Genomic DNA, 21,609 nt, shown 5'->3' with positions numbered 1-21,609 from the left:
AAGACGGTCATGAATCGTGCACATGACCGTCTTCACCGGACGTCGTTATCCTGGGTCCTCTTCTAGATGCTATTCAGCGTCGTCGGCTGGCCGTCATTACTTCTTCGCGGCCGCGACCTTCTTGCGCGGTGCCCGCTTCGGCGCAGCCGGGGCGGTTTCGTCGACGACGATGGGCTGGCCATCGTTTGCCTCGAATGCCTTGATGACCTCAGCGGACAAGCGGCCACGCTCGGACACGACGTAGCCGTTGGCGTTGGCCCACTCACGGATCTGGCGTGACCGCTCGCGATCCTCAGCGGTAGCGCTGGCCTTCCTCGGCTGCGCGGACTCTCCGGCCGCCAGTCGCACCTTGCGGCCACCGATGCGTCGCCCTGCTGCGAGGTAGCGGGCGAGTTCGTCGCGCAGCGCGGCCGCGTTGTCGTCGGACAGGTCGATCTCGTAGTTCACACCGTCGAGGCTGAACGGGACAGTCTGGTTGGCGGCGCCACCGTCGATGTCGTCGACCATCTCCACGAGAACCTTTTGCGCCATATCGGCAGAACCTCCACTAGTACCGGCTGTCAATGAGAATGTGCCGGACGTCGTCACTATAACTCAACACACGCAAGCGCGTCAGCTGCCGTGATTCTCGAAACTATCTACCGTTTCGATGACGCGGCGGCGCCAGCGCAGTGCGAACGTCATGCAGTTGTTGCATCGACGGTGCCCTCGGCATTCAGGCAACGCCGGTTGCCAGCGCGCTGCGAAAGACCAGGCGAGGGAGTCGCTGCTCGCGATGGCGCCGGCGTATCGGGCCAGCCCGAGCGTTTTGGCACCGAACGCGTGCAACCGGAAGCCGCGCCGTGCCAAGGAACGGAGGATCGCCTCGACTTCGGCGGTGTGCTGACGCCGGCAGATGCTGCCCACCCCCACCAGCGCGGCTGCGGCAAGGTCGACACCGCGGTGCTCGTAGAGGTCGGCGCAGCGGTGATAGTCCTTGATGGACTGTCCTTGCAGGACGGGGACGAACGGCAGGTCCGCGTCGATGGACCGCAACTCCAGATAGTTGCTGATTGTCAGGTTTTGGTGCTGTGCGACGTCCAGTCCCGTCCGTTTCAGGATCGCGCTTATCTGGAGTCCCCGACGCGGTGTCTTCGAGGTACTCCACGCAGCTGTGGCCCAGTGCACCGTCCCTGGTGGACGGGTTATCTTCCGCTGTCCATCAGGCACTGAAGCGGAGGTGATGTGAGGGTTCAGCGGGTCCGGGCGCCTGGGTCGTTGGTCGAGTCGTGGACTTTGCTCGGAACGGATCATCTGCCGGTGGCACCGGCTGAGAGGTGGCTGGCGTACCTCAGTGCGGCAGAGCGGTCGCCGAACACCATCAAGAGCTACGCCCACGACCTCAAGGACTGGTTCACGTTCCTGGCCAGTAACGATGTCGATTGGCGCGAGGTCCGCCTGGAGGACTTCGGCGGGTTCATCGGCTGGCTTCGGCTGCCGCCGGCCGCCCGCTCCGGCGCCGTGGTCGTGTTGCCGTCGGTCGAGGCGCACTGTGCGAGCAGCAGCATCAACCGCAAACTCTCGGCGTTGAGCTCGTTCTACGAGTTCCACAGCCGCCACGGCCTTGACCTCGGTGAGCTCCTGATCACCTGGCGCCCGTACTCGGGATCCCGAGCGAGCTGGAAGCCGTTCCTGGCTCACCTCGCCACCGGCCAACCACAACGCCACCGAACCGTGAAACTCAAAGCCCCCAAGCCGCTCCCACGGGTGCTGACCATCGCCGAAGTCCAGGCCATCCTCGACGCTTGTGCGCGGCTGCGGGACCGGTTGCTGTTCGCGGTCCTGCACGACTCCGGCATCCGGATCGGCGAGGCGCTCGGGCTGCGGCACGAGGACTTCGCCGTCGCCGACCGCGAGCTGACCGTCGTCCCGCGGGTAAACGACAACGGGGCGCGCACCAAGTCCGGGAAGCGGCGCACCATCCCGGTCAGCGCGGCCCTCATGCGGCTCTACGCCGACTACCTGGAGATCGAGTACGGCGACCTCGACAGCGACTACGTCTTCGTCAACCTCTGGAGCGGCACCGTCGGCCGCCCCCTGGCCTACGACACCGCCCACGACCTCGTCGAGCGGATCCGTCGCGTCACCGGGATCGAGTTCGACCCACATTGGTTCCGCCACACCTACGCCACGGATCTTTTGCGCCGCAAGACACCGATCGAGTCGGTGTCGGCGTTGCTGGGTCACGCATCGATCACCACGACGCTGGAAATCTACGGACATTTGACGCCCCAAGACGCTCGACGTGAGCTGGAGGCAGCCGGTTGGCTGCCAGAACGACAGGTGACGTTGTGACGACCCCCGCAATGCCCGGCCAGCCCGGCATTGCCGCCACACCAACGAAACTGCTGGAGAAGCTGCTCGGCGCGGTCCGGCCGGAGTTCCGAGTGGACGTCCTGATCCCCGACATCGATGACGCGATCCTCGGCAACGCCGCCTGCGTGGTTCCGGACTGCGTCCGAGTGTCGCGCTATGACGGAATGTGCACCGGGCACGTCCAACGCTGGAACCAACTCGGCCGGCCCGACCTGGGCACGTTCATCACCCAGACCGACCCGAACATGCTCGGCCGCGGACCACTGCAGCCCTGCGTCATCGACGGCTGCCGCTACGGCCGATACACGAAAGGCCTGTGCAACAATCACTCCTGGGCGTGGAAGCGAGACGGACGCCCGGACGTCGATCTCTGGATCACCACCGCCACCGTTCCCGAGCGCAACCGTCCGGACTGCGCGGTGCCTGGTTGCGCGTTGTGGGCGGGCCGGCGCAGCGGCTTCTGCTCCTCCCACCACGGCCGGTGGATGCGCTGGACGGCCCGGACTGGGCAGGACGACATGGACGCGTTCGTCCGCTACTGCGACACCCGCGGCGACGCGCGGATCGACTTCAGCAAGCTGCCGCCGCAGCTGAAACTGGAACTGCAGTACGCCACGCAGTGCCGGGTGGACGAACGGCGCGCCAAAGCCAAGCCGTATGACCTGCAGCTGGTCGTGCGCATGGCCGTCGACAGCGGAGCCCGGTCGCTGCTGGACTGGCCACAGGACGTCTGGGACGCGAAGTTCGCCGCGTTCACCCCACGCACCTACAGCAACGCCAACGCCATCCCGCTCGGGTTCCTGCGCACCGCACGCCGCAAGGTCGACGATCTCGCCCACGGGCTGGGCTGGGACACCGAATACGACCGGGACACCTGGGACCTGCACCGCGTCGGGATCCACAGCAAGACCCGCCACGTCCGCTTCGGCGGCATTCCCCAGCCCTGGCTGCGGGCGCTGGTCAAGCGGTGGGCGCGGTGGAAGCTGACCACCGACATCAGCCCGGTGCACATCGCGCGATCGGTCACCCACCTGACCCGATTCGCGGTCTTCCTCGCCGACACCAGCGCGCCCCAGGCACTCGCGGAGCTCACCCGCGACGGGATCGAACGGTTCGTCGCGCACATCGCCCAGCGCGGCGAGTCGATCCGGTCGCGACGGCTGTCGATCGGCTCGATCAGCAGGTTCGTGCTCGCCATCCGGCAGCACCGCTGGGACCCGACCCTGCCCGCCGAGGTCGTGATCCACCCCGAGGACTACCCGCGCCTGGCCGAAGCGCCACCCCGCGCGCTGCCCGAAGCGGTCATGGCCCAGCTGGAACGCGAGGACAACCTGGCCCGGTTCGACGACCCCGCCACCCGGCTGCTGACCGTCATCCTGATGAGCACCGGGCTGCGAATCGGCGACACCCTGGCGCTGGCGTTCGACTGCATCGTCCGCGACGCGCAACAGGCGCCCTACCTGCGCTACTGGAACCACAAGATGAAACGCGAAGGGCTGGTCCCCATCGACGATGCCCTCGCCGACGCCATCACCGCCCAGCAACAGCGGGTGCTGCAGCGCTGGGCGCAACCGCATGTCCTGCTGCCACGGGCAAACGCCAACCCCGACGGGCGCTGGCCGATCCCGGTGAGCACCTATCGCGTCCACCTCGCACAGTGGCTTGCCGACTGCGACGTCCGCGACGAACACGGCCGCCCCGCGCACGTCACACCGCACCAGTGGCGGCACACCTTCGCGACCAGGCTGATCAACCTCGACGTTCCGCAGGAGGTCGTCCGCCAGCTGCTGGACCACTCCTCCCACGCCATGACCGGGCACTACGCGCGGCTGCACGACACGACCGTCCGCCGGCACTGGGAACAAGCCCGCAAGGTCTCCATCACTGGCCAGGCCGTGCAGCTCTCGCCTGATGGTCAGCTGGCGGATGCGACCTGGCTCAAAGACCGCCTCGCCCGCGCCAAGCAGTCCCTGCCCAACGGCTACTGCGGCCTGCCGCTGAAGCAGACCTGCCCGCACGCCAACGCCTGCCTGACCTGCCCGGTGTTCATCACCACCCCGGAATTCCTGCCCGAGCACCACAATCAGCGCCGCCGGACCCTCACCCTGATCGACGTCGCGAAGACCGCCGGGCAGACTCGCGTGGTCGAGATGAACGAGCAGGTCCTGGGCAACCTGGACCGCATCATCACCTCGCTGGAAACCGGCGAAAGCCCGGTCGAGCACACCGGCGACGCCGATGCGGGCTGACAATTCCCACCACCTCGTCACCGCGGCCCGGCAACGCAGCACCGCGACCCGGGAGCGGGCGCTGCGCGCACTGCGGCGGCTGGACACCGCCGGACGCCGGATCACCATCGACGACGTCGCGCGGGAAGCCGGGGTCTCGCGGTCCTGGCTATACCGGCAGGCCGATCTGCGCGCGGAGATCGACCGCCTCTGCCCCACCCACACCGGGACCTCTGCGGTTGTCCCGGTCCGGCAGCGGGCGTCCGAGGCGTCGCTGCGCCAGCGGTTGCAGACCGCGCAGGACCGCATCCGAACGCTGACCCAAGCCAACGAGGAGCTGCGCGAGCAGCTGGCCGCCGCCCTGGGCGAGCTGCGCTCCCAGCGGTGACCGCGGCCGGCCGACGCGGACGAGGGCTGGTGTGATGCGCAGCGGTTTGCGAAGGTCCACTGGTGACCGACCAGCCCGAAGATCAGGACGACACGAACCCGCAGCCCACGGCCCCTGAGCAGGCGTGGATGACCCGCGGGGTCGGCGGCATCGGCTCGGCGAGCTTCCTCGCCGACGTCGGGCACGAAATCCCGACCGCGTTGATGGCCAGCCTCGTCACCAGCACCCTCGGCGCACCGGCCGCCGCGCTCGGGCTCATCGAGGGCATCTCCGACGGGCTCGCCGGCGCCGGCCGGTTCCTCGGCGGACCGCTGGCCGACAACCCGCACCGTCGGCGTCGCCTCGCGGTCGGCGGTTACACCGCCACCGCCGTGCTCTCTTCGCTGATCGGCACCGCGGGCAACGTTGTCACCGTCGGGCTGCTGCGCGGCGGCGCCTGGGCCGCCCGCGGTCTGAGGGTCCCCGCACACAACGCGCTGCTCGCCGACGTCGTGCCCGCCACCGCCTACGGCCGGGCCTACGGCTTCGAACGCACGATGGACAACCTCGGCGCCATCGTCGGCCCGCTGCTCGCCCTCGGTCTGGTCGCCGTGTTCAGTGTCCGGACCGCGATCCTGCTCTCGGTCATCCCCGGCCTGCTCGCCGCCGCGGCCATCGTCTACGCCATCCGCCAGGTCCGGCTTCCGGCCGCGCGGGAACGCCGGTCGATCCGCATCCGGCTCCGTCCGGTCCTGCACGGACAGCTCGGCCGCCTGATGGCCGCCTTCGCGGTGTTCGAAGTCGGCAACCTCGCCGCGACGCTGCTGATCCTGCGCGCCACCGACCTGCTCAGCCCCGGCCATGGGCTCGACGCGGCCACGCAGATCGCATTGGCCCTCTACACCGCCTACAACATCGCCGCGACCGCCGTGTCGTTCCCGGCCGGACGGCTCTCCGACCGACTCGGAACCCGCGGCCCGGTCATCGTCGTGGCCGTGGGCGTCGCGACCTTCCTGGCCTCCTACGTGCTCTTCGCCGTCACCGGACCGGTGATCGTGCTGCTCGCCGTCGCGTTTGTCGCGGCCGGCATCGGGATCGGCTGCGCCGAAACCGCCGAACACGCCGCCGTTGCCGCGCTCGCGCCCGAGCACCTGCGAGGATCCGCCTTCGGGCTGCTCGCCACCGTTCAGGCCGTCGGCAACGTCGTGGCCAGTACCGTCGCCGGACTGCTCTACACCGTCGCATCGCCCGCGGTCGCGTTCACCTTCGTCGCCGCCTGCATGGCTCTGGCCCTCGCAGGCCTGGCCTGGGCCGCGAAACCCGCCACCACTGTTGATCTCCGCTAACGCTTCAATAACGGTCGGCAGGGCCACGGCGAACGGCGTCGGACCAGCTGCCGCCGCGTCAGAGAAGTCGTCCACCACAAGGCGCTGCAGGTCAGCGGCTCGCTGGCCGCTGCGGCTCCAGATAACTTCCGTTTCGCACATGTGGTCTTGTGGCGCGGCCCAGAGCAGGCGGCCGATCTCGTCGCGGTAGCGGCGGATCCGTGTCGCGTACTCGCGTGGACTCGGGCCGCACGCCCACGTTCCACACTGCGACAGTTGACTGAAACCGCCGTTCCCCAGAATCTGGTGTCTCACGAGACGCCTGGTAGTGCGGATACTGCGGCGAGTGCCGGCCCGCAGGCTCGGCCAAGGGGCATGCTTGGATGCTGCGATGGACATCGCGTCGTTCGTGATTTCGTGCTTGGCAGCCGTCGCCGCAGTTGCTGCGGTGTGGTATGGCCGCGGCCAGAAGCGTGCGGCTGATCGGTCGGCGGCGGAGGCTAAGCGTTCCGCCGATGCTGCCGCGGAGATGACCGAAGTGGAGCGAGCCCGTCGAGCCGAAGAGATTGCCGAGGCTGAGCGTCGCCGGGTGCGTTTCGAGCTCGTTCCCGAGTGCGGCAGTGCGCATGTGCTCGTCAACACGGGAACAGATGCCGCGTATGGCGTGCATGTCGAAACTGGCAACCTTGGTGTCATGGGAGAAGACACGGACTTCGACGTGTTCGAACCTGGCGACCAGCACAGGTTCCTTCTCTCCAGGAGGGTGGACGCTGACCTCGCGGAGCATGTCGTGGTCACCTGGCATCACCGTCCCGACCAGTCTGACGAGCGTCGAACGGTGAAGCTGCTTGGCCCGTAGTCCTGTCACGTGAGGTGATCGGAACGACGGTGTCGCCGCGGCTGACTTGTTGCCGCAGGGCCGTGTTTTCGTGGTGCAGGGTCGCGATGACTGTGGCGGCGGCTTCGAGACGTCGACGTAGTTCGGCGCACTCATCGGTTTTCTGGGCCAGGTGTATTTGCAGTGTGGTGTCTGCGTCACCGACCGGTGTGGATCGGATCGTCTTTGTGCCGAGTGCTGCAATGGCCTCATCCCACTCGGTAAGCGCGGCCTTGGCGCGGTAGAGAGTGGCGTGGCTGACGCCGGCTTCCCGTCCGAGGTTCGCTTTGGTCAGGCGGCCGTCGGTGTGCTTGGAGCGCCCCGCCAGGAGCCGTTGTGTGGCATCGCGGAGGGCTTTGTGGACGCCAGGTGAGACGTCGTCAGTGTTGTTCATCGAGCTGCTTTCCGTAGGACCGCGCGGACGTCGTCGAGTTCTCGCCGGAGCGCCGTCTTGCGGCAGGGTGCGATCTTGGGCGTGTCGAGGAGAGTGAGCAGGTTCTGTTCTTCGATCCGCCAAGCGGGGACATGCTCGGGCCCGAAGAGGCTGTTGCCACAGCGCGCGGGCTGGCAGCGGTCGACCAGCGCGCCATGATGCCCGGCCGGGACGACGGTGTTCTCCAGGCACTTCGCGCCGACAGGGTTGGCTTCGTCGAGGGTGCAGTGGTTGAGCTTGCCGAAGCGGATCGAAATGCTGGCCCTGCGGAGCAGGTCGTATTCGACTCGCGCGTCGCCGTGCTGCGCTTGTTCGGAGGCGCGGATGACGCTGTCGAAGGTGTCGCGGATCCGGTCAGCGGCCGGTCCGTAGCCGATGGTTTCGCCGCGCCGGTGAGCGTCGTAGAGGTCTTGCAGGCGCTGGAATTGCGTGGTGGCCAGCGCGTCGTCGAGGTGGCGAGCCCAGGCCGGCGCGGCTTTGGTGTAGCCCTGGGTGGAGCGGTTGGCCAGGGCGCGGGTGGTGACGTGTTTGAGCTGGATGCCCAACGCGATCTCGGAGCCGGGATGGTCGCGGGTGAGCATCGACATGGTGCGCCGGAACATGTGCGGGGTGATCCTCCCGTCGGGGATGACGGGCAAGCCGCTGTAGCGGCGGTAGGTGTTGACGCGGCGGATGAAGGAATCGATGGCGTGCTGGCTGGCGAAGCCCTCGTCGTCGCCGCCGTCACGCACCCGGCCGAACGCCAGATTCGGGTGCAGTGACAGCTGTGACGCGGTGAAGATCGCGGTGGCTGCCGGTTCGATGATCCACCAATGCCGGGCGGGCAGGCCGGGATCACGTTTGCGTTTGGTCGAAACGACCGCGGGCGCCCCGAAGTGCTGGACGACGCTGTCATGGGTGATCTGCCGGATCTCGCTGTCGCGCATCATGGACAGCGCGGCGACGAAGATGTAGCAGGCGTTGCGCAGCGCAACGGCTTCCAGCCAGAGCTGCAGCGGGTGCAGGCAGTGGTGCCAGGGACCGCGGGTGCCGTCGGGCCGGGTCACTTCGGTGAGGTCGTTGAGCAGGCCTGGCTGGGTGCGGCCGGCGTCGACGGCGTCCACAACGAGGCGGCGACGGTGCCGTCCGGCCGGGTTGCCGGTGTTGAAGACGTTGTTGGTGGCGCCGATCATCGTGGTCAGCACCGACCAGTTCACCGCTGCCGCGGGATCGCCGGCAGTGGCCGGGCGAACGGGAACCCGGTGCTGCGGGTCGGCGAGCCAGTCGGTGACCAGCGGTGTCAGCTCCGTGGTGTCAAATGTGCGGGCGGTGGCCTGAATGCCTTGCCAGAGAGCCAGTGCTCGCAGGATGTCCGTGCCGAACACGTCGATGTAGGTCCAGGCCGAGCGGACCAGCGGGAACCAGGTCTCCGGCGGGATCACCGGTGTGGTCAGCTCCCCGGTGTCGCGGATGCCCAGAACGTGGTTCGCGGGCTGTCCGGGCCACGGGTCCGCCGGCAGTCCCCCGCAGGCCAGCGCGGGACCGAACTCGTGGAGCGCTTTGATCACCACGACGTGTTCGTTGACGCTGCTGAGGGTCAGCCGTTGCCGCTGGGCGTCGATGTAGCGGTGGAAATCCTCGACGTCCCACCGACTCAAGTCCGCCGGAAGACCTTCGGTCTCGGCCCAGCCGGCCAGCGCGCGCATTGTGCCGGCGCGCAGCGCCGTGGTGCGGGGCTCGCGCGGTTGTGGCTTGAGATGAACACCGGCGGCCAGGACGGCGGGATGACGCGGGTTGAGCCAGATCATCACCATCTCGCGAGCCCGGAGGTTCCAGGCCGGGGACAGCCCGGCGAACGACACCCGGTAGTTGGCGGCGTACTGATTCACGGGCCGCTCGACGACACCATTGAGGTTCCACTGATCCCGCTGACCGAACAGGAGCGGCCGGGCGTCGGGCAGCAGCGGATAGGACTGGACGACGGGTTCGTCGTCGCGGAACGCCGAGTGCGCGGCGGGAAGGGGCAGTCGAGTGGTCATCGGTCGAACTCCACGTGTGCAGACAGCGGAAGGTGCAGATCGGCCTGTCCCGTCGCGATCTGCTTGCGGGCGAGCTCGATCTCGGCAGGCGCGCGGTCAGCCAGCACCGCGGCGAGGTTGGCGTGGCTCTGTCCCCAGAGCGCGTGGAAATGCTGTGGCGTCAACCGGTTCCGCAGCCGATCCAGGTGGTCGGCCAACAGCAGCAGCTGTGGCAGATTGGACGGCAGGACCAGGGCGTGGCGGCATTCCAGGCAGCGCAGCGGCGCGACCGGGCAGAGGTCCCCGGCCTTGCCGAACGGGGAGTCGAACGGATCACGGCAGGCCGAGACGCCCATGTCCATCGCCCCGTCACGCAGCTGCGCGACCTGTCGCGGTGTCAGGCCTGCAGCGGCGGCCCCGGCAGAGTCCTCAAGGGCCTGTTCAGCGTCGGCGGTCAGGACCGTCGGGCCGGTGAGCGCTTCGTCGAGCCAGCGCTGCTGGGCTCCGGTGATGACGTGCCCGGCGATCACCTTGACGGTGGTGCCGTGTGCGTAGTTGCCGTGGAACACCTCGACGCTGTGGTCGTCGGCGATGTCGCTGACCCGCCCGCGGTAGGCCAGTGCCTTCTCCACCTTTCCGGACTTGCGCAGCCGCCGGATATCGGCCGGCCCGCTCACCCGCAGCTTCATCTGCTCCAGCCAGATGTTCAGGTCTGCGCCGTTCATGTCGCCGTTGAACCGGCTGATCGTCAGGTCATAGACCCAGATCGCCGATCGCAGGAACAGCGGCGCGGAGGTGAGTCCGCTGCGGGCCCGGAGCTTGGCGGTGGCGGCCAGCAGGCGCCGCAGGATGTCGGCGGCGTCCAATCGTCCGGTCGCCAGGTGCGTCACCGTGACCGTGCCGTCCTCGGTGTCCGCGGCGGAGCTGCTGGTGTAGAAGCGGCGGCGGATCGAGCGGGCCCGGTTCTTGGTGAAAGTGAGCAGGACCCCTTGCGGAGTGAACTCCACCTGATCCTCGGCCAGGCCGGTGACTTCCTCCGAGGTGTGCCCGGTCGCGGCGATCAGCAGGATCCGGAAACCGTGCAGATCACGGTTGCGGGGATAGAGCATTCCCGTCAGGATCCGCAGCAACGTCCGGCCGCGGTAGTTCAGGGCCGTCCCCGGTGGCAGCAGTTCAGTCAGCTCCGCCGGCCAGTCGGCCGGGCTCGGCAAGTGGGTCAGCAGGTCTCGGGTCGGCATGCCGTGGTCGATCGCCCAGAGCAGGTTCGCCGGTTCCAACCAGCCGCCGAGTTCGGGATCCACTGCGTGCTCGAGCAGGTCGCGGCCGCGCTGCAGCCGCCGCTCCAGCGCACCGATATCCGCCCAAGCCGCTCGGACCAGGGCCTTCTTGTCCGCGCGGGAGAACTCGTCAACCTCACGAGTCGCGCCGCGCCGCAGCCCGGTCGATCCGGTCAGCCACCCGCCCAGGTGGGCGGTGACGTCGCGGTCCGGATGCGCGCCGCGGCGCCGGACCAGTTTCCGCAGCCGTCCGGCCTGATGCGCGGGCTCGGTGGAGCCGGGCGGCCAGTGGGCCGGCAGTTGCCTGGTCCAGTCCAGGATCACCGGCAGCAGATCAGGGACCGTGTGAGCCAGTGAGGCGTCCGCCGCAGCCGACAGGTGAGCGTCGACGAAGTGGCAGAAGCTGCGGATCGCTCGCCGGTAGCAGCGCATCGTGGCGACGCCCAGATCATCGGTCGCGCCCACTTCCACCCACTCGTCGGCCAGCTCGGCAGCCAACGCCGAGCAGCGGAACTCGGCCGGGTCGAGGGTGGTCGATCCGACGTGTCCGTTGGGCTCGGTGCCCTCGATGCGGCGCCGGCCGATCCTCGACGGTGCCGGGTCGCGTCGCTCGGGGCGTGGGGCGCTTCGGTACTCACCTTTGCGTGGCATCGTCGCTGCCCTCCTCGGCGCCGCGGGCGAGCAGCTCTCGGCCGATCTCGGCGTAGGTGACTTCGTCCTGAGCTGCCCAGTCGGCGAACGCCTCGTCGACCTCGCGCATCGGGTCTTTGAGGTAGCGCAGGTAGATGTAGGTGGTGGCGGGGCTCGCGTGCCCGAGGCGGCGTTGCACGACCAGCAGCGGGTTGTAGGCGATGTGGTCGGCCAAAGTGGACATGGGCATGCCGGACTGCGCCCCGTCCTGGGCGGCCCGCAGCATCAGGAACCGCAGCAGCTGCAGCGCGAACGTGTGGCGCAGATCGTGGAACAGCCACGGCTGTGCCGGCATGATCGGAGCGGCAAGATCTGCTGCGTGCAGGCGCATCCGTTCCCATGCTCGCCATCGGATTTTGTCCCAGGTAGACGGATGCGGCATGGTCCCGCCCAAGCCGACGAACACCGCCAACGGCTCCAGCTCATCGCCGGTGTCCATCACCGTGATCGCCCGCAGTTCCGGCGGCATGTGCCGGATCGTCCTGGTCACCCGCCGCCCGTCCAGAACGCCGCGCAGCTTGCCGCGGCCGTCTTGGTCGGCGTCCACGAGGAACAGTTCCGGCCGTCGTTTCGCCAACGTGGCCTGTGCGGCCGTCACGACGTGCCGCCGCTCCAAAAGCAGATAGGTCCGCACCAGCTCCAGCGCTGCGCGGGGCGCATAGACGGTGCGGGGCCGGCCGAATTTCGCGCAGGCGGCGAGCTGAATCTCCACCCCCTCGCGCGGCCGTGCGGCGTCCAAGCCCAGCTCGGGCAGCAGCAGTGTCGACCACTCGCCCAGCCGCATTCCGGTCAGCAAGCTCAGCTCCACTCCGGCGCGGCTGCGGTGCGGGGACCTGCCCCGGAACGAACGATCCACCGTCCCGTCCGGCAGCTGTCCGGCCAAGCCGACGTCGCGGAAGTACCGGTATTGCTCCAAGGTCATGTGCCGCACCCGCAGATCCCGTGTCACGCTGTTGCGCAGCGAATCCCGGCTGCCGTCGCCGCGCCAAGGCCTGGCCGCGACGTGCCCTTCGGCCACCAGCCAGGCGTACAAGCGGTTAATCGCGGTCGCCTCGGCCTCCCACGTCGTCTTCGCGATCGGCTCCGGCTGCTCCCGCGTCCGCAGAGCCCGATACTCCAGCAGGTCGGTCTCAGTCGCCGACCGCAGATCCGTGCCTGACTGGCTCAGGAACTCCGACAGTCTCAACGCGACGTAGGCGTACTTGCGCATCGTCTTCGCGCTGCGGCCCATCAGCGCGAGGTGGCGAAACCACGATGACACCGGCTCGACCGGACGCATCCCTCGGTCGAGCAGGACCGGTGTCCCGTCCAGCGCCAGCCGCCGCTCGAACAGGCAGGAAAGCTCCGCCGGCTCGATACCTGGCACGTCCCCGACCACGAGCACGCGCCTCCGGTTTGTGAAGAACAGCTCCAACGAGCCCTCCGAATATCCGTGATCAACAGCCATTGCGGAGGGCCTAACGAGCCACGACGAACCTGGCATCTGGGTGAAGCAATGAGACAGTTCCAGACAGGCTGGAGAACCACCAGAAAACACACTGATGCTGGCCCGCCACATGGCGCCCAACCAGCCAAGATGCGATCGGAGAAGACCATCCTTGCTAGGCCACCCAGGCGATATCCGTGAGACCGGGCCCAACGGGGTGACGATGTTGGGACACTTAGTTATGTGACCGAACAGACAGATGTGCACAACGAGGTCAACGGCACCGTAATCGGGCACGTCTTCCAGGGCCGAGACGTGACGGTGGCCGTGCCAGCCGCGCTTCCAGTCGCCGTCTCGGGGCTGTCCGCACAACCGGTCTTCGTTGGTCGCGAGGGCGAACTGGCCCAGCTGGCCGATGCCCTCAAACCGATTGCAGCCGACACCTTTGGCGGACCTGTAGTCGTCTCGGCCATTGCGGGCCTGGCTGGGGTGGGAAAGACCACCCTCGCCGTCCGTGCCGCCCATGACGCGATCACGGCCGGATGGTTCCCAGGTGGCGCGCTGATGGTGGACCTTCGCGGCTACGACCCGCCAGAACGACGCGTGCAGCCCACGGCCGCACTGGCCAGTCTGCTGGGTGCCATTGGCACGCCTAGCGAACACATTCCGCCCGACCAAGCTGATCGCGGACGACTGTGGCGCTCCCTGCTCGCCAACCACGGCGCCAACGGACGGCGCATGCTTATCCTGCTCGACAACACCTCCAGCGCCGAGCAGGTCCGCCCTCTGCTGCCCGGCCCTGGCGGACACGGAGTCCTGCTCACCAGCCGACATAGCCTGGCTGATCTGGATGGAGCTCGACTGTTCGATATTGACGTACTGTCCGCCAAACACGCGGTGAAACTGCTCCACCAGGAACTGACTATCGCCCGTGGCAAGGACAATCGGATTCAGAGCGAGCCAGCTGCCGCGTTTCAGCTTGCGCGGCTCTGTGACGGGCTGCCTCTCGCGATTCGCATCGCCGCAGCACTGCTTGCTGCAGATGCCGACCAGCCCATCGCCGAACTGATTCAATCGCTGACTATCGAGCAGCATCGGCTGAAGGAGCTCGACTACGAAGGCAACCTCAACGTGCGAGCCGCATTCGACTTGTCCTACCAGCACCTCGCTCGCGAACCGGCAAGGCTGTTCCGACTGCTGGGACTTCACACCGGATCCGAAATCAGTACCGAGGCTGCCGCAGCTCTGGTCGACGCTGGAATCGTTGAGACTCGAAGATTGATCGGTCAACTGCGCCGCGCACATCTGGCGCAACCTGGCACTTGCCGTGGCCGCTGGCGCATGCATGACCTGTTGCGACTCTACGCCATCGAGCGGGCCGAGAAAGACGAAGAGTGCGAGCCAGCCCTCGACCGACTCCTCCACTACTACGTGGTTACCAGCAAAGCGGCCAGCAGCCACTTCGATGTTGGCACGAAAATAGGAGACGATCGGCGATTCACAGGAAGACAGCACGCCCTTGCCTGGTTTAGCACCGAGTATACTAATCTTGTCGCCGCATTTACCCTTTCCTTCGACACCGAGCGCTATGGTCAGATTGTCGCTTTGGCCGATGCATTGCATTCGTTCTTCGCGCAACACGGACCCTTGCATGCGAGGGACTGGATCACTATACACAAAACAGCTCTTACGGCTGCCCGCAAAATTGAAGACCGGGAAGCCGAGGCCCGTATCCATGGCAGCCTGGGGCTGGCATTCATGCGATCGAAGTTGGGCAGCGAGTCTGCTCAGCACCATCAGCAGGCACTCGAAATCTATCGAACGCTGAACAACCGCAGCGGAGAGGCGAAAGCAATGCGCGGGCTCGGCTACGTCACCAGTGGCAAGGAGGCTGCCCGCTGGCTTCGCCAGGCCCTGGCCTACTATCAGGACAGCGGCGATCGCTCCGGGGAAGCCGTCACGTTGCACGGCTTTGGTGAGCTTTTTTCTCAACCTGAATGTGCAGATCGAACTGAGGAATCCGGAGCCTACTTCAGCCAAGCGCTCGAAATTTACCTGGAGCTGGGTGACCGCAACGGGGTAGCTCTCGAAATGGCCTGTCTCGGCTATTACTACACCAAGCACAGTCAGTGGGCGGAAGCGCTGCAATACCATCACCAGGCACGTGATATGTGGCGGGATCTCGGCAACCACTCCGGTGAGGCTTTCCAGATGAACCGAATTGGATACACCTATCGAGAAATGGGTCGATTGAAAGAATCCGTGGAGTGCTGCCAACAAGCCCTTGCACTCAATCGTCAACTTCGGGACAACCATGGAGAAGCCGATACGCTGCACAACCTTGGCCAGACTTACCACAAACTCGAACAACTCGACCACGCCATCAACTGCTACCAGCGATCCATACAGCTTCACCGGGAACTCGGCCATGTCGAAGATGAAGCTAACGCACTGGCCGACCTCGGATATGCCTATCGCGACGCCGGTATTTTGGACACAGCCACAGCACATTGGATGGAGGCACTCAACCTGTTCACGGAACTGGACGGCGCCCTCACACGCGCCAATCAGCTGCGGGCGGAACTTGCTGCGACGAATTTCACTACATAACGCAGCACGCAGTCGCCCACAGGGCAATTTCGCCCCGCTCTGACGCCGATCGAGGACCTGTCGAACCGGTGGAGCATGCGAGAGAATCGAATATGTGGTGTGGAGCTGAGACAGCCCCAGGCAGGCTGGAGAACCGCCGGAGTCACACGCCCAATCACACGTCGCGACCGGCAACGTCTTGTACCGGCGCAGGGTCCGGTCCGAGACGAACAACGGCACGTCCAGCAGTCCAAGCCAGTGCGGCCGGTGCGTACCGAGCAGGAACTTCATGGCCGACGCCGCACAACGGCGGTCACGACCGTCCCGGCGAGGACGCCGTAAGCCTTGCCCAGCAGATGTCCTGGGGTCAGTGCGAGAGATGCGAACGCGATCGCCGGGAACAGCAGCGAGTCGACGACGACGCCGACGATCCCGCTGCAGAGAACGGCAAGCGCGACGCTCGCTCGCCGGATGATGACGGTGTAGGCGGCAGCGTCGAGCACTTCGCTGACGGCGAAAGACACCGCGGACGCGGTCGCGATGGCCGGGCCGGCGACCAGGTACGACAGCGCCGTACCTAAAGCGACAGCCAGCAACGACGCCCGCAACCCGGCGAGGCGTTGCACCCAGTCCCGCACGACGAGCACCGGGCCCGCCACGTACACCGCGGCGGCGGCGTGCAACCCGAAGCCGACGCTGACGGCGCCCACGTGCTCGGCCAGCCAGTTCGCGCCCACGACGCACGCGACATACAGCGCGATCAGCGACACGCCGCCGGCCCGCGTGCCGGGCCCGCGGGAGCGTGCAGTGCGGCGGGCGTGCGTGATCATGGCTGGCCAAGCGCGCCTTGGGGACCGGTAACGCCGCTCGTGGCAGCCGCCTGCGCCTCCCGTTCGCGGTAGTCGAGTGTGAAGCGATCGGGGCGAGCCGGTGCGCCGGCGGTCTTGTGTCCGTCGGAGCGGCAGCGCTGATGGACCCATTCGGTGGCCATGCGTTCGGCGAAGCCGGGGCGCCAGTGGTCGTGCCAGTACTGCGCGTCGCGGTCGGTGGCTTTCTTGCCCAGGTGGGCTTCGCGCCAGGTGTAGGCGAGGGTGGCCAGTTCAGCGACCAAGCCGGGGTGCTCAAGCCAGCAGTCGGGGATGGCGATCGCGCGGGTGCCGGGATTGCCGACGTAGGTGTCGTTGTAGTACTGCACAAAGTGCGCGATCGTGAACAGCGGTGTTTCCCCGCGGTGCTCCTTGTCCTCGGCCGCCTCCGGTGGCCGGAACGTCAGCCACCGCGCCAGCCGCGGATCGGCCTCGGGTTCGTCGGTCAGTTCCGCGATCTTCTCCGCCACCTGCTCGATCTGCCGCCGCAAGGCCTTGGCCACTGTCTCCAAGCCGGCGACCGCCTCGGTGAGCTCGTCCAGTGACCGCGGCTCCGCTCCGTCCTGCTCGACCGCTTGTCCGTCGTGGTCGGTGGCGTCGTCGGGACGCGCGGTGATGTCGTCGTCGCTCATCGCGGATCACCGTCACCGGGCAGCGCCAGCGGGTAGCCATCTGCGGTGATCGCTGCCCTGCCGGAGCGGATCGTGGTGACGTCCGCGTCGATCTGCGCCCAGTCCGGCCGCTGCTCGACGTCGACGGTGCGGCCCAGGATGGGCCGAAGGTTGCCATGCAGGATCAGCACCCGGCCACGGTCGAGGGTCCTGATGTCCCCGGCCCGGAACGTGGGCACGGTCTCTTCCCCGCTGGCGGAGCGTCCGGCGCTGAACACCCCGTCGCTGTGCTGCTGATGCGTGCGGCGGCGATGCTGCCCGGCCAGCGTGGAGAGCCATTCCAAGGTCTTGTCGTCCTTCAGCCCCGGGAAGACGCTCAAGGTGAGGGTGTTGTCGATCAGCTGCAGCCGGCCTGGTTCGCCGTAGAGCTCGTCCAGCTGGGAGCGCGACTGTGCGGACCAGTGGATCAGCACGCCGCGTCCGGCGGAGTCGGCGATGATCGCCGGCAGCCTCGGCACCGGCGTCCCAGCGAACAACTCATCCAAGATCGCCGTCGTCGGCGGCTCCAGCCGACGATGCTCACGGCGCAGCGCGGTGTCCTGGGCGGTGGTGAGGATCTGCTCTACCAATGCGGTCAGCACGGCGCGGGCTTGCGGGGCCTGATGTTCGCCGGCGACGATGAACAGGCTGCCGTGGGTGCGCAGGAACTCGTCGATGTTCAGTTCCTCGCCGGGAGCGGGGGTGGCGAAGTCGCGGATGGCGGGGTTCATGAACGGCTCGATCCCGCGCCGTACCGACATCCAGACCGCGTCGGAGGTTTCGGCGACCATCCCGATCTCCGACTCGAGGTTCTGTGCCAGCTGCGGATACCGCTCTTCCAGCAGCTCGACAGGTTCGCGGTCGGCGGGTTTCGCGATCGACCAGCGCACGAGGTCGTCGACTGTCCGGTGGTGGGTCGCCGCGGCGAGCAGGTAGGCCTGCATGACGATCGTCGCTCGGCCGCGGAACACCGCGTCGTTGCCGCCGACGTTCTCCAAGCCCAGCGACGACGCTTCGATCAGGGTTTCCGCGCGGCGTAGTGCGACGGCGGGGTCGGCGCAGCCGGTGATCGGTGACCAGCGGGCGTGCGCGGGCCAGGACAGGGTGCCGGTGGCGTCGATCACCAGCACCGGGCCGGCGTTCGGGCGGCGGGTGCGGGCGAGCAGGCCCCATTCGGCGAGGTCGGTCTTCGTCGTCGAGGCGACCAGGGCGCCTGGGGCGGCGAGGACCTTGTGCACCAGGTCGGTGCGGGACTTGCCGGAGCGGGTCGGTGCGATCGTTCCGGTCGGGGTCTCCAGCGACGTCACCAGCTGTCGGCGGCGGGGTCCCCGGTGCAGCGGGACCGCGATCTGTTCGACCGGCGCGGTCCGGCGTTGCTCGTCGGTGAGGTCGGCGCGGGTCCAGGCGGCGGTTGTGCGCGCCGCAGCGACCGACAGGGCCTTGTCCATGTCACGGCGGGTGGCGTGCCCGGCATCAGTAGGCCCTACCCGTCGCCAGACGGGTAGGGCGGCACCGACCGTCAGGCCGGCGGCGAGCATGGCGATCGTGGTGAACCAGATGTAGAACGCGAGCTGGTGATCACTCACCCCGCCGGACCACGGGTTCGGCAGCGCCGCGCCGGGGTCGCCAGCATGGAAGGCGACGGTGAGAACGAAACCCGGCCAGCTGGTGACCGGAGGCCATGTCCAGGTGCCGGTGTGGAGTCCGGTGACCAGGACGGCGGCGGTGACGACGATCGCGCCGAGAGCGCAGAGGATTGCCAAGGCGGCGACCGCGAGGCCCATCAGGGCGACGTCGCGGTCGAGGTTGAGTGTGTCGGTGCGTGTGCGCGGCATGAGCCGCTCCTCCCGGACGGCGGGAGAGCAGCACCACGAGGTTCATCAGAGTGGGCTCCCTCCCGGTGGTGGGGAGGGCGAACTGGGGTCGGCGATCCGGCGGATCGCGACGATCTTCGAGGTCCAGGCCGAGAGGGGTTCGAGGATGACGCCGGTGCCGGTGTCGTAGGCGTCGACGATCAGGTCGTGCCCGGCGTACATCCCGACGTGCCGCGGGATTTTCGCGGTGCCGAGCGACCCGGGGATGAACAGCAGATCCCCAGGCTGCACCTGCTGGATCGAGGCGACGGCGTGCCCGGCGTGGACCTGGCTGATCGTCCCGGCGGGGATACCGACACCCGCTGCGGCCCAGGCCGCCAGCATCAGCCCGGAGCAGTCGTACGCGTTCGGGCCTTTCGCACCCCAGACGTACGGCTTGCCGAGTTGGTTGAGGGCGAAGCCGACGGCGGCGCGCTGGCGGACGTCGGTGGGCAGCGTGAACCCGGGTGGCAGCTTCTTCGGGTCCGCCTGGCCCGGGTCGCGAGGGACGTCGGATCCGCCTTGGTCTGGGCACAGCGTCTTGGCTTGCACTGCTTCCGTGCCGCCACTGGGCGGCGCTGGGGTCGGGTTGTCCGGGCCGCTCCAGAACCGGTCCACGATCGCGGCAGCGGCCGGTTCACGAGGGGCGTAGCGGTCGGGGAAGCCGCTGCGCTGCACCGCCTGCTCCGCCCGCCCCGGTGCCATCGTGTCCCAACCCGGAAGGGCGATCAGGGCGTCGAGGAACCTGGCGGTGGCGTAGACGGGGTCGAGGATCTGCTCACGGGTGCCCCAGCCTTGGCTGGGGCGTTGCTGGAACACCCCGACCGAGTCGCGGTCGCCGTAGTCGAGGTTGCGCAACCCGGACTCGACCATTCCCGTAGCGATCGCGATGACCCCGGCACGGCGCGGCAGGTGGCGTTGCTGGACGACGTCGACGATGGTGCGGGCGAGGTCCATCTCGCTCGCGCCCAGGTGCTGGCGGTCGACCACGACCGAGCCGCCGCCCGGGCCGCCCTGCTCGCAGCTGCTCAGTTGCGTGATCGTCGCGGTAGCTGTGGGCCCGACCATGAGGGCCAGTGTGAGGATGGGCAGCAGCATCACACCGACCAGCGCACCAGCCGCGCCAGCGAGTGTCCCCCTGGGCCTCATGACGTCGCCGTCAACTCGTTGCTGGATAACGGATGTGGTCTCCGGACCAGCTGGGCGTTGGTGTCGAAGATCTGCCGCTCAATCCGGCTCAGCACGGTCTGAATCCGCAGCCCGGCCTGGTTCTCGATCTTCCACAACGCCCGCCCGTGACGGTCGTTGGCCCACCCGGTCGTTGCCTCTTGCTCTTTCTCCGACAGAGCAAGGACATCGGCCAGTTCGCTTCCCACTCGTGTCGACTGTCCCAGTAGGACTCGGATCGAGCACAAGGCCAGTAGGTCGCGGGCGATGGCGACCTCTTGGGAGCCGGTGGCGCCGACGGAGAGGAAGTCGCCGGGTTTGTGGCTGATCAGCACTTGGATCTTGCCTTCCGCGCGGGACAGGCGCAGTTCGCTGTCCACCGCCTGCACCGCGCGCAGACCCAGACGCAGTTGCCGCCAGATCTCGTCCCTGACGACGATCCGCAGCTCCCCGTCCTCCTGCAGATCCGTGGCCAGCGACGACCACGAGCCGAGGCAGGTCAACGCGACGGCCACGGCCTGGTCGCCGCGCGTGCGCAGCCGCGAGAGGTCGAGGCTTTGGATGGGGGCGTCCCAGTCGACGGTGAAGTTCGTGGCCGCGTCGAACAACCCCGCCAGCGGGCCGCTGATCAGGTTGGCCAGCGCGTCGGTGATGGAGCGCAGATGGTCTAGGAACTCCCGACGGCCGGCGAAGCGCAGCTCCTGCCACAACTGCTCGTCCGGGTCGGACAGCATCCGGTGGACGTCGGGGATGGTGATCGGTTTGAGGCGGGTGTAGCCGTCGCTGACGCCGACCAGCTGCCGCAGCACCGCCGACAGCGCGGCCTCGTCTGTGACCGTGGGCCGATAGCCCTGCGCTTCGGCCAGCGCAACCAGCAGCTGCACCCAGCGGCCGAGGACCCCGTCGAGTTCGTCGCGTTGCCGGTCGGTCGACCACGCGTCCCAGCGCGCGGAGAGAGGGCCGAGGTCGAGGGCGTTGAGGCGGGCGCTGCTGCCGCGGCCGAGCATGATCGGCGTGACGCCGAGCGCGTGCAGCAGCGGGGTGTATTCGCCTTTGACGTCGCCGGAGATCAGGGTGCGGACGCCGGTGAGCATCATCCGCAGCAGGAACGCCACCACCGTCGACGACTTGCCCCGGCCGGGCTCACCGAACAGGACCATGTTCGGGTTGGTGCAGACCCCGCGGAGGACGAATTCGACCGGGTGCAGGTAGAACGCGCCGCCGGAGTGGACGTCGTAGCCCATCCGCGCCCCGACCGCCGGCAGCGGGCTCGCCGCCAGCAGCGGGAACAACCCGCCGATCTCGTGCGTGCCGGCTTGATACACCTGCAGCGGCGCCGCGACCGGCGACCACCCGTACCCGGGCCGGGCGAACCCCCGCCGAGGTGCGGCCCGCTGGTTCAGGCGAGCGCTGCGGCCGTCCGGGCGCTGACGTCCGGGCGGGCGTGTGCTGACAGCTGGGCCGAACGTGGCAAGCAGTTCCGCGGCGGTGCGCTCGTCGGCACGGCGG

17 protein-coding genes are annotated in these 21,609 nt (G+C 67.9%); 6 read left to right on the top strand and 11 right to left on the bottom strand.

All coding sequences use genetic code 11. From position 1 onward, the window contains the following. Positions 1-96: 96 nt before the first annotated feature. Entirely contained in the window at positions 97-531 is a 435-nt protein-coding gene (locus tag ACLJQZ_RS40820) for a histone-like nucleoid-structuring protein Lsr2 (RefSeq protein WP_410626209.1), read from the bottom strand. A gap of 81 nt (positions 532-612) precedes the next feature. After that, positions 613-1,035 (bottom strand): hypothetical protein, encoded by a 423-nt coding sequence (locus ACLJQZ_RS40815; RefSeq protein WP_410626207.1) that lies wholly within the window; start codon positions 1,033-1,035, stop codon positions 613-615. A 264-nt stretch (positions 1,036-1,299) separates the two neighbouring features. Here ACLJQZ_RS40815 and ACLJQZ_RS40810 point away from each other — a divergent pair, with 264 nt between their 5' ends. From ACLJQZ_RS40810 to ACLJQZ_RS40790, 5 genes are all read left to right on the top strand, one after another. Next, positions 1,300-2,334 (top strand): tyrosine-type recombinase/integrase, encoded by a 1,035-nt coding sequence (locus tag ACLJQZ_RS40810; protein WP_410626205.1) that lies wholly within the window; start codon positions 1,300-1,302, stop codon positions 2,332-2,334. Then, entirely contained in the window at positions 2,331-4,604 is a 2,274-nt protein-coding gene (locus ACLJQZ_RS40805) for a tyrosine-type recombinase/integrase (RefSeq protein WP_410626204.1), read from the top strand. Before ACLJQZ_RS40810 ends, ACLJQZ_RS40805 begins: the two co-directional genes overlap by 4 nt. After that, positions 4,594-4,971, top strand: coding sequence for a DUF6262 family protein (locus ACLJQZ_RS40800; RefSeq protein WP_410626202.1), 378 nt, complete (start codon positions 4,594-4,596; stop codon positions 4,969-4,971). Before ACLJQZ_RS40805 ends, ACLJQZ_RS40800 begins: the two co-directional genes overlap by 11 nt. Before the next feature lie 62 nt (positions 4,972-5,033). After that, on the top strand, positions 5,034-6,296 hold the full coding sequence (locus tag ACLJQZ_RS40795; RefSeq protein ID WP_410626201.1) for an MFS transporter: 1,263 nt from the start codon (positions 5,034-5,036) through the stop codon (positions 6,294-6,296). Positions 6,297-6,666: 370 nt separating this feature from the next. Beyond that, positions 6,667-7,134, top strand: a complete 468-nt coding sequence (locus tag ACLJQZ_RS40790; protein ID WP_410626199.1) for a hypothetical protein — start codon at positions 6,667-6,669, stop codon at positions 7,132-7,134. On the opposite strand, the gene ACLJQZ_RS40785 is transcribed toward ACLJQZ_RS40790, so the two are convergent. The 4 genes from ACLJQZ_RS40785 to ACLJQZ_RS40770 all read right to left on the bottom strand — a co-directional run bounded on the left by ACLJQZ_RS40785 (position 7,070) and on the right by ACLJQZ_RS40770 (position 12,996). Further along, on the bottom strand, positions 7,070-7,546 hold the full coding sequence (locus tag ACLJQZ_RS40785) for a hypothetical protein (protein ID WP_410626197.1): 477 nt from the start codon (positions 7,544-7,546) through the stop codon (positions 7,070-7,072). The two genes, ACLJQZ_RS40790 and ACLJQZ_RS40785, sit on opposite strands and share 65 nt — an antisense overlap. Then, on the bottom strand, positions 7,543-9,372 hold the full coding sequence (locus ACLJQZ_RS40780; protein WP_410626195.1) for an integrase: 1,830 nt from the start codon (positions 9,370-9,372) through the stop codon (positions 7,543-7,545). Before ACLJQZ_RS40780 ends, ACLJQZ_RS40785 begins: the two co-directional genes overlap by 4 nt. 227 nt (positions 9,373-9,599) lie before the next feature. Next, the gene (locus ACLJQZ_RS40775; protein WP_410626193.1) at positions 9,600-11,357 is read right to left on the bottom strand and encodes a hypothetical protein; all 1,758 of its coding nucleotides are present in this window, start codon (positions 11,355-11,357) and stop codon (positions 9,600-9,602) included. A gap of 136 nt (positions 11,358-11,493) precedes the next feature. Further along, entirely contained in the window at positions 11,494-12,996 is a 1,503-nt protein-coding gene (locus tag ACLJQZ_RS40770; protein ID WP_410626191.1) for a tyrosine-type recombinase/integrase, read from the bottom strand. A 222-nt stretch (positions 12,997-13,218) separates the two neighbouring features. Between ACLJQZ_RS40770 and ACLJQZ_RS40765 the strand changes: the two genes are divergently transcribed. Next, entirely contained in the window at positions 13,219-15,585 is a 2,367-nt protein-coding gene (locus ACLJQZ_RS40765; RefSeq protein WP_410626189.1) for an ATP-binding protein, read from the top strand. A gap of 266 nt (positions 15,586-15,851) precedes the next feature. On the opposite strand, the gene ACLJQZ_RS40760 is transcribed toward ACLJQZ_RS40765, so the two are convergent. Genes ACLJQZ_RS40760 through ACLJQZ_RS40740 form a run of 5 tightly spaced genes read right to left on the bottom strand, consistent with a single transcriptional unit; the run spans position 15,852 to position 21,344 of the window. Continuing rightward, positions 15,852-16,394, bottom strand: a complete 543-nt coding sequence (locus ACLJQZ_RS40760) for a VUT family protein (protein WP_410626187.1) — start codon at positions 16,392-16,394, stop codon at positions 15,852-15,854. Next, positions 16,391-17,062, bottom strand: a complete 672-nt coding sequence (locus ACLJQZ_RS40755) for a hypothetical protein (RefSeq protein WP_410626185.1) — start codon at positions 17,060-17,062, stop codon at positions 16,391-16,393. The genes ACLJQZ_RS40760 and ACLJQZ_RS40755 overlap by 4 nt, the downstream gene beginning before the upstream one ends. Further along, positions 17,059-18,915: a type IV secretory system conjugative DNA transfer family protein gene (locus tag ACLJQZ_RS40750; protein WP_410626184.1), complete on the bottom strand. Its 1,857-nt coding sequence runs from the start codon at positions 18,913-18,915 to the stop codon at positions 17,059-17,061. Before ACLJQZ_RS40750 ends, ACLJQZ_RS40755 begins: the two co-directional genes overlap by 4 nt. A 45-nt stretch (positions 18,916-18,960) precedes the next feature. After that, on the bottom strand, positions 18,961-20,031 hold the full coding sequence (locus tag ACLJQZ_RS40745; RefSeq protein ID WP_410626182.1) for a C40 family peptidase: 1,071 nt from the start codon (positions 20,029-20,031) through the stop codon (positions 18,961-18,963). A gap of 47 nt (positions 20,032-20,078) precedes the next feature. Further along, positions 20,079-21,344, bottom strand: coding sequence for an ATP-binding protein (locus tag ACLJQZ_RS40740; RefSeq protein WP_410626180.1), 1,266 nt, complete (start codon positions 21,342-21,344; stop codon positions 20,079-20,081). Positions 21,345-21,609: the final 265 nt, after the last annotated feature.

The organism is Amycolatopsis sp. cmx-8-4, from assembly GCF_046548675.1.
GTDB lineage: Bacteria > Actinomycetota > Actinomycetes > Mycobacteriales > Pseudonocardiaceae > Amycolatopsis.
The sequence above is the reverse complement of the archived record's forward strand: the minus strand, read 5'-3'. Positions and strand labels throughout refer to the sequence as shown.

Coding starts and splice junctions, on each gene's coding strand:
- ACLJQZ_RS40750 (WP_410626184.1), bottom strand. CDS start 18,915: ATGCCGCGCACACGCACCGACACACTCAACCTCGACCGCGACGTCGCC.
- ACLJQZ_RS40755 (WP_410626185.1), bottom strand. CDS start 17,062: ATGAGCGACGACGACATCACCGCGCGTCCCGACGACGCCACCGACCAC.
- ACLJQZ_RS40740 (WP_410626180.1), bottom strand. CDS start 21,344: ATGGGCTACGACGTCCACTCCGGCGGCGCGTTCTACCTGCACCCGGTC.
- ACLJQZ_RS40790 (WP_410626199.1), top strand. CDS start 6,667: ATGGACATCGCGTCGTTCGTGATTTCGTGCTTGGCAGCCGTCGCCGCA.
- ACLJQZ_RS40800 (WP_410626202.1), top strand. CDS start 4,594: ATGCGGGCTGACAATTCCCACCACCTCGTCACCGCGGCCCGGCAACGC.
- ACLJQZ_RS40780 (WP_410626195.1), bottom strand. CDS start 9,372: ATGATCTGGCTCAACCCGCGTCATCCCGCCGTCCTGGCCGCCGGTGTT.
- ACLJQZ_RS40745 (WP_410626182.1), bottom strand. CDS start 20,031: ATGCTGCTGCCCATCCTCACACTGGCCCTCATGGTCGGGCCCACAGCT.
- ACLJQZ_RS40820 (WP_410626209.1), bottom strand. CDS start 531: ATGGCGCAAAAGGTTCTCGTGGAGATGGTCGACGACATCGACGGTGGC.
- ACLJQZ_RS40760 (WP_410626187.1), bottom strand. CDS start 16,394: ATGATCACGCACGCCCGCCGCACTGCACGCTCCCGCGGGCCCGGCACG.
- ACLJQZ_RS40770 (WP_410626191.1), bottom strand. CDS start 12,996: ATGGCTGTTGATCACGGATATTCGGAGGGCTCGTTGGAGCTGTTCTTC.
- ACLJQZ_RS40785 (WP_410626197.1), bottom strand. CDS start 7,546: ATGAACAACACTGACGACGTCTCACCTGGCGTCCACAAAGCCCTCCGC.